This window comes from Devosia sp. P2_G7 (assembly GCF_056403495.1).
This window is the reverse complement of the sequence record NZ_JBFUFI010000005.1, coordinates 95,178-110,225: the sequence shown is the minus strand read 5'-3', so window position 1 is coordinate 110,225 and position 15,048 is coordinate 95,178. Positions and strand designations below refer to the sequence as shown.

The window sequence follows — 15,048 nt, the reverse complement described above, 5'->3', positions numbered from 1 at the left end:
CAGGCTCAACCGTCAGTAAGCTTGAACTCGATCCGCCGGTTCTTGGCGAAGGCTTCCTCAGTGTCGCCGGCATCGATTGGGCGGCTATCACCGAAACCCGCAGCGACGAGGTGCTGGGCTGGAATGCCCTGCTCGACGAAATACTTAGTCACGGCAATGGCGCGGGCGGCCGAGAGTTCCCAGTTCGACGGGAATTCCGGGGTGTTGATCGGGCGCTTGTCGGTGTGGCCGTCGATGCGCAGCACCCAGTTCACGTCGGCCGGAATCTGGCTGATGAGTTCCTTGATCACGGCGGCGAGCTTGGCCATTTCAGTTCGGCCGGCATCCGAGATAGTCGCCTCGCCGGCGCCGAACAGCACCTCGGACTGGAACACGAAGCGGTCGCCGACGATGCGCACGTCGGCGCGGCCCTCGAGCACCTCGCGCAGCTTGCCGAAGAAATCCGAGCGGTAGCGGCTGAGATCCTGCACGCGCTGCGCGAGCGCGAGGTTCAGGCGGCGGCCGAGATCGGCGATCTGGGTGCGGTTCTCGGTGTCGGTGGCTTCGGACGCCTGCAACGCCTCTTCGAGAGCGGCGAGCTGGGTGCGGAGCGCCGCGAGCTGCTGGTTGAGTAGGGCCACTTGTGCCGTCGCCTCGCGCGACATGTCCTCCTGGGCTGTAAGATCGGACTCGAGCTTGGCGATCTGCGCGTCCTTGCCGTCGCCGCCGGCACCGATGCCCGCCAGTTGCGCGGCCAGCTGGTCACGTTCGCCGGTTGCCGAGGAGAGCGTCGCGGTCAGGGTGGCGATCGTGGATTCGAGGTCGCTGGAATTGACCTTCTCGAGTTGCAGCAGCTCGGTCAGCTCGGCGATCTGGGCGTTGAGCCGGCTCATCGCCGTGTCCTTGCCGCTGATTTCCTGGCCGAGGAAGAACTGGCTCAGCATGAACAGCGAGAGCAGGAAGATGATGACGAGCAACAGGCTCGAGAGGGCGTCGACGAAGCCCGGCCAGTAGTTGGTAACCTGCGAGCGGCGAGAGCGCGTGGAGCTTGCCATCAGTTCGGCCGCCGGTCGGATTCACCCTCGCGCAGCATGGCTTCCATCAGTTCGCGGAGCTTCTTGTTGGTCTCGCCCTGCTGGATGATGTGGCCGCGCAGGTCCTCCTGCTCGGCCTTGATGTGCTTTACCAGCCCGTCGATGCCACGCGCCAGCTCCGCCATGGCGCGGATGGCGTTCTGCGACGAGCCGGAGTTCTGCAGGGTGGAGCCGAACTGCGCCAGCATTGCCGACATCTCGTCGCCGGAGACGCCGAGCCCGGTGGCCTGCATCTGGGTGACGGGGTGGTCGAGTTCGGTCATCGAGGTCATCCAGTCCTCGAGGTCGGTGTAGAAGGCGTTCTGCGCCTGGCTTGCCTGCAGGTCGAGGAAGCCGAGGATCAGTGAGCCGGAGAGGCCGAGCAGCGAGGCGGAGAACGCCGTGCCCATGCCGCCGAGCGGCGCCGCGAGGCCGTCCTTGAGATTGGAGAACAGCGTCGCCGTATCGCCCGCCGTGGCGTCCAGCGCCTGGATGGTCGAGGCGACGTGGGTCACGGTTTCGAGCAAGCCATAGAAGGTGCCGAGCAGGCCAAGGAAGACCAGCAGGCCCGTCAGATAGCGCGAGGTGTCCTTGGCTTCATCGAGGCGGTTGCCGACGGAATCGAGGATCGAGCGCATCGAGGACGGCGTGATCACCGCTTCGCCAAGCCGGTCGCGCAAGAGGTTCGCCACGGGGGCAAGAAGCCGAGGCTGGGTCGCCGGCATGCGGCCCTCCTGCAGCGCGTTCACCCAGTTGATCTCGGGGAACAGCCGGATCACCTGGCGGAAGCTCAAGATGATGCCGATGAAAAGCGTCAGCAGGATCAGCGAGTTGATGAACGGGTTGGCCCAGAAGAAGATCAGCAGCTGGTTGGCGAGGATCGCGGCGACCAGCGCCACCAGCACCAGGAAGATGACGATCTTGACCAGGTAAACCGCGGGACTCGCCAAGCGGTACGGGTCGTAGCTCTGCGACATCTCGCTGCCCCCAGTCGGTAAAATCGTCCCGACAATAGTGCGCTTCGGCGAAGCCACGCAACGGTCGGCCACCGGCAATGCCGGTTAACCCCATGAAATCCCGGCAATGCGACTGGAGGGTGACGGGGCCGTGGCCCCGACGCGGCTTAGTTGACGGCTTTGACGATCTTCAGCAGCTGGCCCTGGATCACTTCGTTGCCGGCGATCACCTGGCCATTCCACACCGAACCGGTGGTCCCGGCATAGTCCGACATCGTACCGCCCGCCTCGCGCACCATCAGTTGGCCCGGTGCCACGTCCCAGGGGGCGAGGCCGGCTTCCCAGTAGCCGTCGAAGCGGCCGGCGGCGAGCCAGGCGAGGTCGGTCGAGGCCGAGCCGGTTCGGCGGATGCCGGAGACGGCCGGAACGACCTGCGCCAGTTGCTTCAACTGCAGCAAGTCCAGCGCGCGGCCGCGCGAATTGATGCCGGTGACGACGACGGCGTCGGCGAGGTGCTTGCGGCTGGCGACGCGCAGGCGCTTGCGGTCGTTCAGCCAGGCGCCGCCGCCCTTTTCGGCCGTGAACAGCTCTTCCATCGCCGGGTTGTAGATCACCGAGGCGACGATCTCGTTGTTGCGCTCGAGCGCAATCGCGCAGGCGAACATCGGGATGCCGTGGAGGAAATTTGTGGTGCCATCGAGCGGATCGACGATCCAGCGGTGCTGGCCGTCGGTGCCCTTCACCTCAGTGCCTTCCTCGCCGAGGAAGGAATAGGTTGGGCGGGCCTTCTGCAGCTCGTTGAAGACGATCTCTTCGGCGCGCTTGTCGGCGTTGGAGACGAAATCCGCCGGGCCCTTCACCGAGACCTGCAGGTTCTCGACTTCGCCGAAATCCTTGGCGAGCGAGCGGCCGGCTTTGGTAGCGGCCTGGACCATGACGTTGAGAAGCGCCGAGCGCATTGGGAATACTCCGCGCGAGAAACCGAGGACGTGGGAAGGGCCGCTATGTGCCCGAGAACGCTGTTCAGTTCAAGGGCGTCTCGGGCGGCGTTGCGGTCGCAGGCGCCGGCGCGATGGTGTTGGCGGCCACCTTGGTCGGCGGCACCGACGGCCAGAAGCGGGCGCGCTCCTCGGCACGCGACAGTTCTTCGGGCCGGATCGAGACCAGCAGCTTGTCGAGCATGGGGTCCTTCAACCCCTGCCGGCGGGCGAGGGCACGGTACATGGCGGCATCCTCGAGATTGAGCGCCACGCCCTCGCCAGCGGCGAGCAGCTTGGCATAGCGGTTCTGTGCAACGGGGTTGCCGCCATCGGCCGCGCGAGCGTACCAGCTGGCAGCGGCGGCACGATCCGCCGGCACGCCTTTGCCCAGATAGAGGATGGTGGCGTATTCGACCTGCGCCGCGGCGAGGCCATCCTCGGCAGCGAGGCGGAGCTGTTCGGCGGCGCCTTTGGGGTCGGGGGCGATGCCGGCGCCCTCGGCCAGCATGCCGGCGAAGTCATAGCGGGCTTCGGTGATGCCGGAATTTGCCGCTTCGCCGATCAGTTGCGCCGCCTTGGTAAGGCTGGGCTCGGCGTAGACGCCTTCGACATGCAGCAGCCCGAGATTGTACTTGGCCGCCATGTTGCCGGCGTCGGCGGCGGTCTTGAACAGATCGGCGGCGTGCTTGCGATCTTTTTCGACGCCACGGCCATTCTGATAGAGCATCGCCAGCTCGAACGTCGCCAGTGCATCGCCGTTCTTGCTGGCCATGCCGTACCAACTGGCGGCGGAGGTGAGGTTTTCGGGGACGCCGAGGCCCTTGGCGTAGATCTCGGCGATCAGCGTCTGGGCGTGCGGATCGCCCTTTTCCGCGCGGGGCAGGGCGAGGTCGAGGGCGGTGAGGAAGAAGCCACGCTGGTAGGCGCCATAGGCCGGGTCGACCTTCTCACCGAAGACGGAGTCACTGATGGTCAATGCGTCCGGAGCCGGCTGGTTCAGGAACTCCTCGGGCACTGGCCCGATCGGCAGTTCCTCCATGCCGAGATTGTCGGGGAACTGCATGTCCTTGGGGCGCAGGTCCTCGAAATCGGTGCGACCGGCCTGGGCCAGTGCAGGCAGCGACAGGCCGGCGAGGAGCAGGGCAAACCCGAGCCGGCGCATCATTTCGCCGGCTCCGTTACCGTGAGCGGCAAGCCGATGAACTCACAGTCACCGGCATTGTAGTTCGCCGGGCCGGCTTCGGGATCTGACAACACGCTCGGGATTTCCATGGTCTCGGCCCACCACTGCGCCATTTCGCGCTCGGCCGGCGATATGGGCCCGGAAAGCGGCCCAAATAGGATGTAGTCGACGCCGGCCTCGCCTTTCAGCATCGCATCGTCGCGCGAGTGGATATCGCCGGCGCCCACGATCATCTTGGGCTTCAGTGCGGCGATGGCCTCCTGCACCGCCTTGATGCCGCCCGGGACGTGCAGTCCGTCGGCGCCCAACAGGCGGACGAGGCCGGGGTCACCCTCGACCAGCACCGCAGCACCTTTGGCCTGCGCAAGCGGCACGATGCGCTTGGCGAGGTCCTTGTACGCATTCTCGGCCAGGTTACCGCGCGGCAGCAGCAGCGCCGCGACCTCGTCGCGCTCGAGCGTCGTGGTGAGCGCTGCGACGAGCTGGTCGGGTGGGGTGTCGGTGGGTGCGATGAGGAAGATTTCGGCTGACATGGCGGTGTTATAGCGGCCCCATCGCCGATGTGGAGCCGGATTCTGGCCGCAGCTGGGCAAGCGGTTACCGACGCGAAAAGAAAAGGGGCGCGTGAGCGCCCCGGTTCCCGGAAAAGAAAAGGGCGCGTCACGACGCGCCCCTAGTCGTCGGGAAGCTCTCAGAAGTCAGGCCGCGAGGTCGAGTTCCGGCTTGTACTGGCCGAGCGAGGCCAGCGCATTCATCCTGGCGCGATGAGTGAAGGCGCTCTGCGCGGCGGCGACGTTTTCGTCTTCGCCGTTCCAGGTCAGCAGCGCCGAGGTCTGCAGGGCGCGGCCGTAGGAGAAGGTCAGCGCCCAGGGCAGGCCGCCGATCTTGTTCATGGCCGAGAGGTGTGCGGTGGCTTCCTCGTCGGACTGGCCGCCCGAGAGGAAGGCGATACCGGGCACCGCTGCGGGCACGAAGCGGCGGAGCGTCTCGACGGTGCGCTGGGCCACTTCCTCGGTGCTGACACGATCGCGCGAACGCAGACCCGGGGTGACCATGTTAGGCTTCAGCAGCATGCCGCTGAGGTCGACCCCGGCGAGGCGCAGTTCCTTGAATACCGCCTCGAGCGTCTCGCCCGTGACTTCCTCGCAGCGCTGGATCGAGTGATCTCCCGGCTCGCCATCGGCCAGAACTTCCGGCTCGACCACCGGCACGATGCCGGCTTCCTGACAGTACATGGCGTAGCGGGCCAGCGCATGGGCGTTGGCACGGATACCGTTGCGGGAGGGGGCATAGGAGGTGATGGCGATGACGCCGCGCCACTTGGCAAAGCCGGCGCCGAGCTTGGCGTAGTGGGAGAGCCGCTGGCGCAGGCCATCGAGGCCCTCGGTGATCTTTTCATCCTTGCTGCCCGGCATGGCCAGCGCGCCGCGATCGACCTTGATGCCCGGAATGACGTCGGTTTCCTCGAACAGCTGGCGGAACGGCGTGCCGTCCTTGGCCTTCTGCTCCAGCGTCTCCTCGGTGAGGATGACGCCCGAGATGTAGTCGGTCATCGCGCCGGTGGAGCGGAACAGCATCTCGCGATAGTCGCGGCGGGTTTCCAGCGTTACCGGCAGGCCGATCAGCGCGAAGCGCTTGGCGATGGTGCCTTCGGATTCGTCGGCGGCGAGGATGCCCTTGCCGCTGGCGACGAGTTTTTTGGCGATTGCATTGAGCGAGGCCATGGGCGGGAGGGTCTCCGTTTCAACGCCCAAATAATGCCCCGCCCCAGGGCCGCCAGTCGATTGGACGTTCAGGTATCAGACGAAGGGTTGAGCGCGGCGTGACCAGCCGCGCCCGGGTTCGTCAGCCCTTGAGCGCCTCGACCCCCGGCAGCGGCTTGCCTTCCATCCATTCGAGGAAGGCGCCGCCGGCGGTGGAGACGTAGGTGAACTGGTCCTTCACGCCGGCATGGGCGAGGGCGGAGACGGTATCGCCGCCGCCTGCCACCGACACCACCTTGCCGGCCTTGGTGCGGTCGGCGACGTAACGCGCGACCTCAACCGTGCCGTGGTCGAAGGGCTGCATCTCGAAGGCGCCCAGCGGGCCGTTCCAAACGACGGTCTTGGCCTCGTCGATGGCGCCCTTGATGCGCTCGATCGAGCCGGGGCCGACATCAAGGATCATGCCCTCGGGATCCATCGAATCGACGCCGTAGTAGCGGTGCGGGGCGTTGGCTTCGAAGTGCCAGGCGACCGTGGCGTCGATCGGCAGGATGATGGCGCAGTGCGCGGCTTCCGCCTTGTCGCGGATGTCGTTGGCGGTCTCGGCCAGGTCCTTCTCGGCCAGCGACTTGCCGACACCGAGCCCGCCGGCATGGAGGAATGTGTTGGCCATGGCGCCGCCGATGACCAGGGCATCGACCTTGTTGAGGAGGTTGCCGAGCAGGTCGAGCTTGGTCGACACCTTGGCACCGCCAACGATGGCGATCACCGGACGTTCGGGGTTGCCAAGGCCCGCTTCGAGCGCTTTGAGTTCGGCCTCCATGGCGCGGCCGGCGGCCGACGGCAGCAGATGGGCGATGGCCTCGGTCGAGGCGTGGGCGCGGTGGGCCGCCGAGAACGCGTCGTTGACGAATATGTCGCCGAGTTCAGCCATGCGTGCGGCGAGTTCGGGGTCGTTTTCTTCCTCGCCGGGGTGGAAGCGCGTGTTCTCGAGCACGAGGATCGAGCCCGGAGGGGCTTCGTCGATCGCCTGCTTGGCCTTGCTGACATCGGTCCAGTCGGTGGCGATGAAGCCGACCGGGTGGCCTGTTTCGTCGGCCACCGATGGCACGACCATCTCGAGCGAGAACTCGGGATCGACCTTGCCCTTGGGGCGGCCGAAATGGCTGAGGATGATCGCCTTGCCGTCCACCTTGATGATCGAGCGGATCGTCGGCACCAGCCGCTCGATGCGGGTGGCGTCCGTTACCTTGCCATCGGCGACCGGCACGTTGAGATCGGCGCGGACCAGCACGCGCTTACCCGAAAGGTCGAAATCGTCGAGGGTCTTGAAAGCCGGCATGGGACGTATCCGCTGCTAAGGAGAGGTGCCGCTGCTATAGCAAGGATTGCAGCAAGGGCAACAGCGGAGGTCAGAGACCGACGAGGCCTGCCAGGGTGCCCGAGAGGGCAAACAGCAGCGCGCCGATGCCGATATGGCACGCCGCGAAGTAGAGGTTGGTGTTGAAGGTGAAGCGGGCGAAGCCCTCGCTCGGCCAGGCCCGCGGGCCGATGCGCCGGCGCAGCGCGCGGTCGGCCAGCACCACGTAAAGCCCGAAGGCGACAAGGGGTATCAGGAACCAGGTCGCATCGTGCCGGGCGCCGAGCGCGACGCTGCCGACGATGTTGGTGACGACCAGAAGTCGTTCAATATCACGCACCGGCTGATCGCTCCGGTTCAGGGATCAACTGATGCGAACGATAGCACGACGACGTAACGCTTTGGCGACCAAAACGTTAACGGTGGATGACAGTTCCTGCTCACACGCGGCTGAACAGGGTCGGATAGTCCACAACGAAGCCGCTTTCATCTACCGTCAGCACCTGCTCGAAGCTGCCGTCGCCGGACTGGTAGCGGTAGTGGGTGGCATCCAGCCTGGTGTAGATTTGCTCGTCGCGGAACGGCTCGAGCGAGTCCATCGGTACCCAGGCCATGGCGAAATGTTGCGGGACGCCGTCGGTGAACCTGGCGCGGCGGATCGGCAGGGTGTTGGTGAAGGGCGTGCCGGAAATGTCGATGTCGACGCAGCCTTCGAGTGCGGGCGCGCGCTGGCCATTCACCTTCCAGTCGCCGAGACCATCCGACAGCAGCCGCAGGACGCGGCCATCCTGCAGGCGGAGGGTGAGGGAGCGGAAGGTCCAGTCGGTGGCAAGCTGGATGTCGTACTGGGCGCCGTAGGCAAAGCCCTCGAACTCGCCGATCAGCACACTGCGTATGCTGATGCCGTCGTCGGTTTCCCAGACGCGGCAATGCTCGAGCCCGACCTCATCGACTGGTTTCCAGCGGAGGTCGAGCTCGAGAGGCATCGTCGTCAGAGGGTCTTGGCGAACACGGCGGTCATGTCGGCCATGCGGTTCGAGAAGCCCCACTCGTTGTCGTACCAGCCCATGATGTTCACGAAATCGTCGCCGATCACCTTGGTCTGGTCGAGCAGGATGGTGGCGGAATGCGGATCGTGATTCATGTCGCTGGAGACGTTCGGGTAGTACGTCACGGTCATGATGCCGTTGAGCGCGCCGTTCGACGCGGCGATCAGCGCGTCGTTGACTTCCTGCACAGTGGTGTTGCGCTTGGCGACGAACTTCAGGTCGACCAGCGAGACATTCGGGGTCGGGACGCGCACCGAGATGCCGTCGAGCTTGCCCTTCAGTTCCGGCAGCACGAGGCCGATGGCCTTGGCGGCGCCGGTCGAGGTCGGGATCTGGCTCAGCGCCGCGGCGCGGCCCCGGTAGAGATCCTTGTGCATGGTGTCGAGCGTCGGCTGGTCACCGGTATAGGAGTGGATGGTGGTCATCATCCCCTTCTCGATGCCGAGCAGGTCGTTCATCACCTTGGCCATCGGCGCGAGGCAGTTGGTCGTGCACGAGCCGTTCGAGATAACGGTGTGCTCCTTGCCCAGCAGCTGGTGATTGATGCCGTAGACCACGGTCAGGTCGGCGCCTTCGCCCGGAGCCGAGATGATCACCTTCTTGGCGCCGGCCGCGAGGTGCGCCGAGGCCTTTTCCTTCGAGGTGAAGAAGCCGGTGCACTCGAGCACGATCTCGACGCCGAGCTCCTTGTGTGGCAGCAGGGCGGGATCCTTGACGGCAGTGACCTTGAAGGTCTGGTTGCCGGCGGTGATCACATCGCCTTCGACCTTCACTTCATGAGGGAAGCGGCCGTGCACGCTGTCGAAGCGCAGCAGGTGGGCGTTGGTTTCGACCGGGCCCAGATCGTTGACGGCGACGACCTGGATGTCGTTGCGACCGCTTTCGACGATGGCGCGCAGGATGTTGCGACCGATGCGGCCAAAGCCATTGATTGCGACGCGTACAGCCATGATGGCTCCTTGAGGACTTCTAAGGGAGGAGAAAAGGAGAGCGCGGTGTCTTACAACTGCGCCATGACAGCTTCAACTATGGCTTTGGATGTAATGCCAAAGTGCTCATAGAGGGCCTCGGCCGGCGCGCTGGCGCCGAACGAGTGCATGCCGATGAAGCGACCTTTGTCGCCAAGCAGCTTCAGCCAGCTCATCTCGATGCCGGCTTCGATCGCCACCTTGGCCTTGGGCCTGCCGATCACGCTGTCGCGATATTCCTGCGACTGGGCATAGAACAACTCCTGGCTCGGGACGGAGACGACCTTGGCCGAGATGCCCTGGGCCTTCAGCAGCTCGAGGCTCGCGACAGCGATCGCGACTTCCGAGCCGGTTGCGAAGATCACCGCATCGGCGTTCTTGTCGCCGGCGATGACGTAGGCGCCCTTGGCGGACGGGTTGCCCTCGACCGTTTCGGTGCGCAGCGCCGGCAGGTTCTGGCGGCTGAGTGCGAGGATCGAGGGCTTCTCGGCCTCGATGGCGAGCTGCCAGCATTCGAGCGTTTCGACCGCATCGGCCGGGCGGAAGACCAGGAGACCCGGGATAGCGCGGAGCGTCGACAGGTGTTCCACCGGCTGGTGGGTCGGGCCGTCTTCGCCGAGGCCGATCGAGTCATGGGTCATCACGTAGATGACCTTCTGCTCCATGATGGCCGAGAGGCGGATCGCCGGGCGGGCATAGTCGGTGAACACCAGGAACGTGCCGCCATAGGGGATCAGGCCCTTGTGGAGCGCGATGCCGTTCATCGCCGCAGCCATCTCGTGCTCGCGGATGCCGTAGCGCATGTAGCGGCCGGTGTGGTCGGCGGCAGTGAAGGGCAGGGTCTCGGGCGTGTTGGTGAGGTTCGAGCCGGTGAGATCGGCGGAGCCGCCGATGGTCTCGGGCAGCACCTTGTTGATCACCTCCAGCGCCATCTGGCTCGACTTGCGGGTCGCGACCTTCGGCTTGTCGGCAACGAGCTTGGCCTTGAACGTCTCGATGGTCTCGTTCCAGTTCGCCGGCAGTTTGCCGGCGATGCGGCGCTCGAACTCGGCGCGCAGTTCGGGCTTGGCGGCAGCAAGGCGGCCTTCCCAGTCGCCACGGGCGTTCTCGGAACGGGTACCGGCCGCGCGCCAGGCGTTGAGCGTGTGGCTCGGGATTTCGAAAGCCGGGTAGTCGATGCCGAGCTTCTGCTTGGCGCCACCGAGTTCTGCCGCGCCGAGCGGCGAGCCGTGCACCCCGTGCGAGTCCGCCTTGGTGGGCGCGCCGAAGCCGATGATGGTCTTGGCGGCAATCAGTGTCGGCTTGTCCGTCGACTTCTTGGCGTCGAGCAGGGCCTTCTCAACCTGGGCCTGGTCGAGGCCGTCGATCTCGATGGTGTTCCAGCCGCTGGCCTTGAAGCGGGCGATCTGGTCGGTCGAGTCGGCGTTGGAGACGCGGCCGTCGATGGTGATGTTGTTGTTGTCCCAGATCACCACGAGCTTGTTGAGCTTCAGGTGCCCGGCGAGCGAGATGGCTTCCTGCGAGATGCCTTCCATCAGGCAGCCGTCGCCGGCGATGACCCAGGTGTGGTGATCGACGAGGTCGGAACCGAACTCGGCGGCGAGCTTGGCTTCAGCGACGGCGAAGCCGACCGAATTGGCGATACCCTGGCCGAGCGGGCCGGTGGTGGTCTCGATGCCGGGGGCGAAATGGTACTCCGGGTGACCGGCAGTCTTCGACCCAAGCTGGCGGAACTGCTTGATCTGGTCGATCGTCATTTCCTCGTAGCCGAGGAGATAGAGCGATGCGTAAAGCAGCATCGAGCCGTGACCGGCCGAGAGAATGAAACGGTCGCGATCCGGCCACCAGGGGTTCTTCGGATCGAACTTCATCACCTTGGTGAACAGCACCGTCGCGATGTCGGCGACGCCCATCGGCAGGCCGGGGTGACCGGAGTTGGCTTTCTCCACCGCATCCATGGCGAGGGAACGGATGGCATTGGCCATCTCATTGGCTTGGGCGGAGTTGGTCATTACGGGGTGCTCTCGGCTAAGGGGAAAGCCCGGAAAACCGGGCGCCTCGAACCCTCCTGCCGAGGCGGGTTGACGCTTAGCAGGTTCCTTTGACCTGTCAATGTCGCCTCCCGGAGGGGGGCGTTGCCACGCCGCGCTAGCTTTGCGCTATAGTGCCAAGTGGAATCGCCCTTTTCCGCGATGGGGGGTCGGGATGGCCGAGCATAACTCCGATGAAGGATACGAAGCCGCCGCCAGCCGGCTCGACAAGGCGTTCGCGCGGCTCGAAGCGAGCGTGCGCAGCCTCAACGGCCGGATGCGGGCGCATAGCCGGATAGAGTCCGACACCCAGAAGCTGGTGAGCGAACGGCAGCGGCTGGCGCAGGAGCTCGACAAGGTCAGCGCCAAGGCCAAGCGGCTCGACGACAGCTCCGCCGAAGTGGCGCGGCGCCTCGTCGTCGCCATGGAGTCGGTACGCGAAGTGCTGGCGAAAGAGGACAGCTGACATGCCCGAGGTCAATGTCGACATCAACGGCCGCAAGTACCGCATGGCTTGCGAAGAGGGCCAGGAGCAGCACCTGCTCGGCCTCGCCGACCGCTTCAACCAGCATATCGACCAGTTCAAGGGCACCTTCGGCGAGATCGGCGATAACCGCCTGACGGTGATGGCAGGCATCGCGGTGCTCGACGAGCTGGCCGAAGCCGAACGCCGTATCGCCGATCTCAAGCAGGACGTCGCCAACCTCACCCAGGTGGGCGAGGCGCTGACACATGAAGCCGAGGGGCTGGAGCAGCGTTTCGCCAAGCGGCTCAATGAAGCGGCCCGGAAGATCGAGGCGATCTCCACCGCCATCGACGAGACCGGCGCCGGCGCCTAGTTCTTCCTGACGATGCAGGAGCCGCCGGCAGCCTGCAGCCTGGCGCAGAGTGCGTCGGCGTCGGCCCGGTTGTCGCGCCCGATCATGGCATAGTGCCTGAGCCGCGGCCCGAAGTTCGGGTTGCGCGCCATCAACAGCATCAGCTTTTCGCTGCCGAGCACCTTGGGGTAGGCCGCCTGCACCCGCTCGAAGCGACGGATGACCACTCCCTGCGAGAAGTTCTGCGCCAGCAGCACGCCCCACGGCTTCCACTCGCTCGGCTGCCGATCGAGGCGAGGCACCCGTTCTGCTTCAGCCATCTTCACGCAGGCAGCGATGAACGGCTCGTCCTTGCCGATGGCGTAGTCGACCTCGGGTGGGATCTCGGCCAACCACGCGTCGGGATCGCGCCCAGTCACGACCTCCACATAGAACCGGGTCTCGGCTGGCAGATAGTTGCCACCTTTCACAAAGCCAGAGGCCCGTCCTTCGCCGCCGTTATAGGCGACAGCGGCCAGTCCAAGGTTGCCAAACTTGTCAGCGAGGAAGCGCAGATACTCTGCCGATTTCGCCAGCGCCTCGGTTGGATCGAACGCATTCCGCAGGCCGCGGATCCGGGCGGTCGAGGGGATGAATTGTGCAATCCCCTGCGCGCCGGCGGTGCTCAGAGCAAACGGATCGAACCGGCTCTCCTGCCAGATCAGCCGCGCGAAGTATCCGACCGGCAGCTCCTCGCGCCACGCAAACAGCTGGATCGCCCCGCAGGTGTCGCGAAAGAACTGCTCCTGCCCGATGCAGACGGCGGTCCACGCCGGAGCGGCAGGATCAGCGGCGTAGCAGGATCGGAGCTTGGCCGGTTCGGCGTCGCTCTCGACAGCCCAAGCGGTGCAGCTAAACGCCGCGATAACAATCGCTAGTCCGAGGCCGATCAGTCGTCCGCCGCGCATGCTGCAAAGCTAGGGTGCGCTCGGGGCTGGGGCAAGTCCGGCGCCTTAGTCGCTGAACCGTCCCGGTTCCCAGTTCGCCAGCACTGCCTGCTGCAGGTCGATCTCTTCCATGATTTCGCGCAGCACTTCGTCGTCGAGCTTGCGCTCGTCACGGGCGGCGACGAGGGCGGCGCGGCGGGCTTCGAGCACCGTGCGGCCCAGCTCGAGCACCATGGCGTCATGCTCGGAATGGGATTGGCGCTGCGCTGCGTCCTCGACGCTGGCGCGCTTCAGCATCTGCTCGGCGGCGGCCCGCGCGGCTGGATCAGTCTGGCCGTCGCGGAAGGCGGTGATGGCAGCCTTGCTGGCGGCGTCAGCGATATCTCGCGCGATCACGTGCTGTGCGGCGCGATACTTGTCCTCCTCCGGATCGGAGATACCGAGCACGCCGATCAGCCAGGGAAGCGTCAGGCCCTGCACCAGCAGCGTGCCGATGGTGACCGCGAAGGCGACGAACTGGATGACATCGCGTCCGGGGAAGGCCTCGCCCGCCAGCGTCGTCAGCGGAATACCGGCGGCGGCCGCGAGGGTGACCACGCCGCGCATGCCGGTCCAGGCGATGACCAGGTTCTCACGCCAGCTGAATGGCTCGGGTACGTCGTACCCGCCCTGCCGCAGCACTTCCCGGCGGCGCTCGAAACGGCCGCCTCGCCTGCCCAACCGCCGCGGCGGCTCCTCGCCGGCCTCCATGCGGGCGATCGATTCCCGCACCCTGCGTGTCTGCCAGCGCGATACGAAGCCAGTGCCGAACACCCAGGCGATACGCACGAGGATCACCGCAACGAGCACGACCAGCGAGAGCCCGAGCAGTTCGGGCAGGCTGAAGCCGGTTGCCGTCGCCTCCTCGATGACGAACTTCATCTGCAAGCCGATATAGGCGAAGACGAAGGCCTCGAGCAGCGCGTCGGCGGTGCGCCAGAACTGGCGTTCCTGGATGCGCGCGGCATAGCGCGCCTCGGTCGAGTTGTGCCCGAGCGAGAAGCCGGCGGCGACCACGGCGAGGACGCCGGACGCCCCGACTTCTTCGGCCACGAGATAGGCGGTGAACGGCACGAGCACGGAGAGCACGGTGACCAGTGAAGCGTTGGTCATATGTAGCCGAGTGCGATGCACGATCGCGCCGATCACCATCCCGATGACGATGCCGACGATCACGGCATAGCCAAAATAGAGGAAGCCGTTTTCGATGAAGAGGTGGCGGCCGGTCACCGTGGCGGTGGCGAAGGCGAAGAGGGTAAGCGCGGCCGCATCATTGATCAGGCTCTCGCCCTTCAGCACGGTCATCATCCGGCTGGGGAGCCCGAGCTTGCGGCCCACCGCGACAGCGGTCACCGCGTCGGGCGGCGACACCACCGCCGCAAGCACCGTCGCCACCGCCAGCGTCATGCCCGGGATGATCGAGGCGGAGACCGCGCCGACGACGGAGGTGGTGACCAGCACCAGCACCACGCCGAGGTTCACGATCGACCCCAGCCGCTTGATGAAGCTGACGAACGAGAATTCCGTCGCGGCCGAATAGAGCAGCGGCGGCAGCACGACGGTGAGGATGATCTCGGGCTCGAGTTCCAGCCGCGGCAGTCCGGGAACGAATGAGGCGGCGAGGCCGACCAGCGCCAGCAGCAGCGGCGCCTGGATGCTGCGGCGTTCGGCGATAATGGTGACCGCTATGGCTGCGATCATCACCAAGAGGATCTGTGAAACCATGCGTCGCCCCTGTGCCCTTGCCCGCCTGATATAGGCGGGGACGTGGAAAAGGAAAGAAGCGCTTGGCGTTGGCGCGCTGTGCACCCTATATTGAATGGGCTGCCCGGTGCGTGTTGGATCTTATTTCCCTGGGGCCGTACTGATCCTTAAGGGAGCTGTCACCGTTCGGACCCGTGGGTTCGGACACACGGCGCCCACCTACGTAAGTAGGTTCCCAGGATCTGTATCCCACGGCCAGGGCGGCACCTAATTCTTCGCC

Annotated in this window: 15 protein-coding genes and 1 other RNA gene; 3 read left to right on the top strand and 13 right to left on the bottom strand. The window is 65.6% G+C overall.

Annotated features, from left to right (window positions below):
* Window positions 1–5 precede the first annotated feature (5 nt).
* The 11 genes from AC1DWU_RS10145 to tkt form a co-directional block, all read right to left on the bottom strand.
* Window positions 6–1,034: a peptidoglycan -binding protein gene (locus AC1DWU_RS10145; RefSeq protein WP_477149857.1), complete on the bottom strand. Its 1,029-nt coding sequence runs from the start codon at window positions 1,032–1,034 to the stop codon at window positions 6–8.
* On the bottom strand, window positions 1,034–2,029 hold the full coding sequence (locus AC1DWU_RS10140; RefSeq protein WP_477149856.1) for a flagellar motor protein MotA: 996 nt from the start codon (window positions 2,027–2,029) through the stop codon (window positions 1,034–1,036). Before AC1DWU_RS10140 ends, AC1DWU_RS10145 begins: the two co-directional genes overlap by 1 nt.
* 146 nt (window positions 2,030–2,175) lie before the next feature.
* Window positions 2,176–2,967, bottom strand: a complete 792-nt coding sequence (locus tag AC1DWU_RS10135; RefSeq protein WP_477149855.1) for an inositol monophosphatase family protein — start codon at window positions 2,965–2,967, stop codon at window positions 2,176–2,178.
* A gap of 64 nt (window positions 2,968–3,031) precedes the next feature.
* Complete coding sequence (locus AC1DWU_RS10130; RefSeq protein ID WP_477149854.1) at window positions 3,032–4,153, bottom strand: tetratricopeptide repeat protein; 1,122 nt, start codon at window positions 4,151–4,153, stop codon at window positions 3,032–3,034.
* On the bottom strand, window positions 4,150–4,704 hold the full coding sequence (locus AC1DWU_RS10125) for a thiamine phosphate synthase (RefSeq protein WP_477149853.1): 555 nt from the start codon (window positions 4,702–4,704) through the stop codon (window positions 4,150–4,152). Before AC1DWU_RS10125 ends, AC1DWU_RS10130 begins: the two co-directional genes overlap by 4 nt.
* 165 nt (window positions 4,705–4,869) lie before the next feature.
* On the bottom strand, window positions 4,870–5,895 hold the full coding sequence (locus AC1DWU_RS10120; RefSeq protein WP_477149852.1) for a class I fructose-bisphosphate aldolase: 1,026 nt from the start codon (window positions 5,893–5,895) through the stop codon (window positions 4,870–4,872).
* Between the two features lie 121 nt (window positions 5,896–6,016).
* Window positions 6,017–7,216, bottom strand: a complete 1,200-nt coding sequence (locus AC1DWU_RS10115; protein ID WP_477149851.1) for a phosphoglycerate kinase — start codon at window positions 7,214–7,216, stop codon at window positions 6,017–6,019.
* A gap of 70 nt (window positions 7,217–7,286) precedes the next feature.
* Window positions 7,287–7,574, bottom strand: coding sequence for a hypothetical protein (locus tag AC1DWU_RS10110; RefSeq protein ID WP_477149850.1), 288 nt, complete (start codon window positions 7,572–7,574; stop codon window positions 7,287–7,289).
* Between the two features lie 100 nt (window positions 7,575–7,674).
* Window positions 7,675–8,220: a putative glycolipid-binding domain-containing protein gene (locus AC1DWU_RS10105; RefSeq protein WP_477149849.1), complete on the bottom strand. Its 546-nt coding sequence runs from the start codon at window positions 8,218–8,220 to the stop codon at window positions 7,675–7,677.
* Window positions 8,221–8,225: 5 nt separating this feature from the next.
* Window positions 8,226–9,233 carry a type I glyceraldehyde-3-phosphate dehydrogenase gene (gene gap / locus AC1DWU_RS10100; RefSeq protein ID WP_477149848.1) on the bottom strand — a complete coding sequence of 336 codons (1,008 nt, stop codon included), beginning with the start codon at window positions 9,231–9,233 and terminating at the stop codon, window positions 8,226–8,228.
* 50 nt (window positions 9,234–9,283) lie between these two features.
* Window positions 9,284–11,263, bottom strand: a complete 1,980-nt coding sequence (tkt, locus tag AC1DWU_RS10095; protein ID WP_477149847.1) for a transketolase — start codon at window positions 11,261–11,263, stop codon at window positions 9,284–9,286.
* A gap of 193 nt (window positions 11,264–11,456) precedes the next feature.
* Between tkt and AC1DWU_RS10090 the strand changes: the two genes are divergently transcribed.
* Window positions 11,457–11,747 carry a DUF4164 family protein gene (locus AC1DWU_RS10090; protein ID WP_477149846.1) on the top strand — a complete coding sequence of 97 codons (291 nt, stop codon included), beginning with the start codon at window positions 11,457–11,459 and terminating at the stop codon, window positions 11,745–11,747.
* 1 nt (window position 11,748) lies between these two features.
* Window positions 11,749–12,120, top strand: a complete 372-nt coding sequence (locus tag AC1DWU_RS10085) for a cell division protein ZapA (RefSeq protein ID WP_477149845.1) — start codon at window positions 11,749–11,751, stop codon at window positions 12,118–12,120.
* Here AC1DWU_RS10085 and AC1DWU_RS10080 read toward each other — a convergent pair.
* Together AC1DWU_RS10080 and AC1DWU_RS10075 are read right to left on the bottom strand one after the other, a co-directional pair.
* On the bottom strand, window positions 12,117–13,046 hold the full coding sequence (locus tag AC1DWU_RS10080) for a lytic transglycosylase domain-containing protein (protein ID WP_477149844.1): 930 nt from the start codon (window positions 13,044–13,046) through the stop codon (window positions 12,117–12,119). The two genes, AC1DWU_RS10085 and AC1DWU_RS10080, sit on opposite strands and share 4 nt — an antisense overlap.
* Before the next feature lie 45 nt (window positions 13,047–13,091).
* A complete protein-coding gene (locus tag AC1DWU_RS10075) occupies window positions 13,092–14,789 on the bottom strand; it encodes a cation:proton antiporter (protein WP_477149843.1) in 1,698 nt (565 codons plus the stop codon).
* Window positions 14,790–14,882: 93 nt separating this feature from the next.
* On the opposite strand from AC1DWU_RS10075, the gene ssrS reads away from it, so the two are divergent.
* A non-coding RNA gene (gene ssrS / locus AC1DWU_RS10070) (6S RNA) lies at window positions 14,883–15,039 on the top strand.
* The last annotated feature ends 9 nt before the right edge of the window (window positions 15,040–15,048 follow it).

Bases quoted from the DNA above. Each gene is read 5' to 3' on its own strand.
- AC1DWU_RS10145 (WP_477149857.1), bottom strand. From the start codon at position 1,034: ATGGCAAGCTCCACGCGCTCTCGCCGCTCGCAGGTTACCAACTACTGG.
- AC1DWU_RS10140 (WP_477149856.1), bottom strand. From the start codon at position 2,029: ATGTCGCAGAGCTACGACCCGTACCGCTTGGCGAGTCCCGCGGTTTAC.
- AC1DWU_RS10135 (WP_477149855.1), bottom strand. From the start codon at position 2,967: ATGCGCTCGGCGCTTCTCAACGTCATGGTCCAGGCCGCTACCAAAGCC.
- AC1DWU_RS10130 (WP_477149854.1), bottom strand. From the start codon at position 4,153: ATGATGCGCCGGCTCGGGTTTGCCCTGCTCCTCGCCGGCCTGTCGCTG.
- AC1DWU_RS10125 (WP_477149853.1), bottom strand. From the start codon at position 4,704: ATGTCAGCCGAAATCTTCCTCATCGCACCCACCGACACCCCACCCGAC.
- AC1DWU_RS10120 (WP_477149852.1), bottom strand. From the start codon at position 5,895: ATGGCCTCGCTCAATGCAATCGCCAAAAAACTCGTCGCCAGCGGCAAG.
- AC1DWU_RS10115 (WP_477149851.1), bottom strand. From the start codon at position 7,216: ATGCCGGCTTTCAAGACCCTCGACGATTTCGACCTTTCGGGTAAGCGC.
- AC1DWU_RS10105 (WP_477149849.1), bottom strand. From the start codon at position 8,220: ATGCCTCTCGAGCTCGACCTCCGCTGGAAACCAGTCGATGAGGTCGGG.
- gap (WP_477149848.1), bottom strand. From the start codon at position 9,233: ATGGCTGTACGCGTCGCAATCAATGGCTTTGGCCGCATCGGTCGCAAC.
- tkt (WP_477149847.1), bottom strand. From the start codon at position 11,263: ATGACCAACTCCGCCCAAGCCAATGAGATGGCCAATGCCATCCGTTCC.
- AC1DWU_RS10090 (WP_477149846.1), top strand. From the start codon at position 11,457: ATGGCCGAGCATAACTCCGATGAAGGATACGAAGCCGCCGCCAGCCGG.
- AC1DWU_RS10085 (WP_477149845.1), top strand. From the start codon at position 11,749: ATGCCCGAGGTCAATGTCGACATCAACGGCCGCAAGTACCGCATGGCT.
- AC1DWU_RS10080 (WP_477149844.1), bottom strand. From the start codon at position 13,046: ATGCGCGGCGGACGACTGATCGGCCTCGGACTAGCGATTGTTATCGCG.
- AC1DWU_RS10075 (WP_477149843.1), bottom strand. From the start codon at position 14,789: ATGGTTTCACAGATCCTCTTGGTGATGATCGCAGCCATAGCGGTCACC.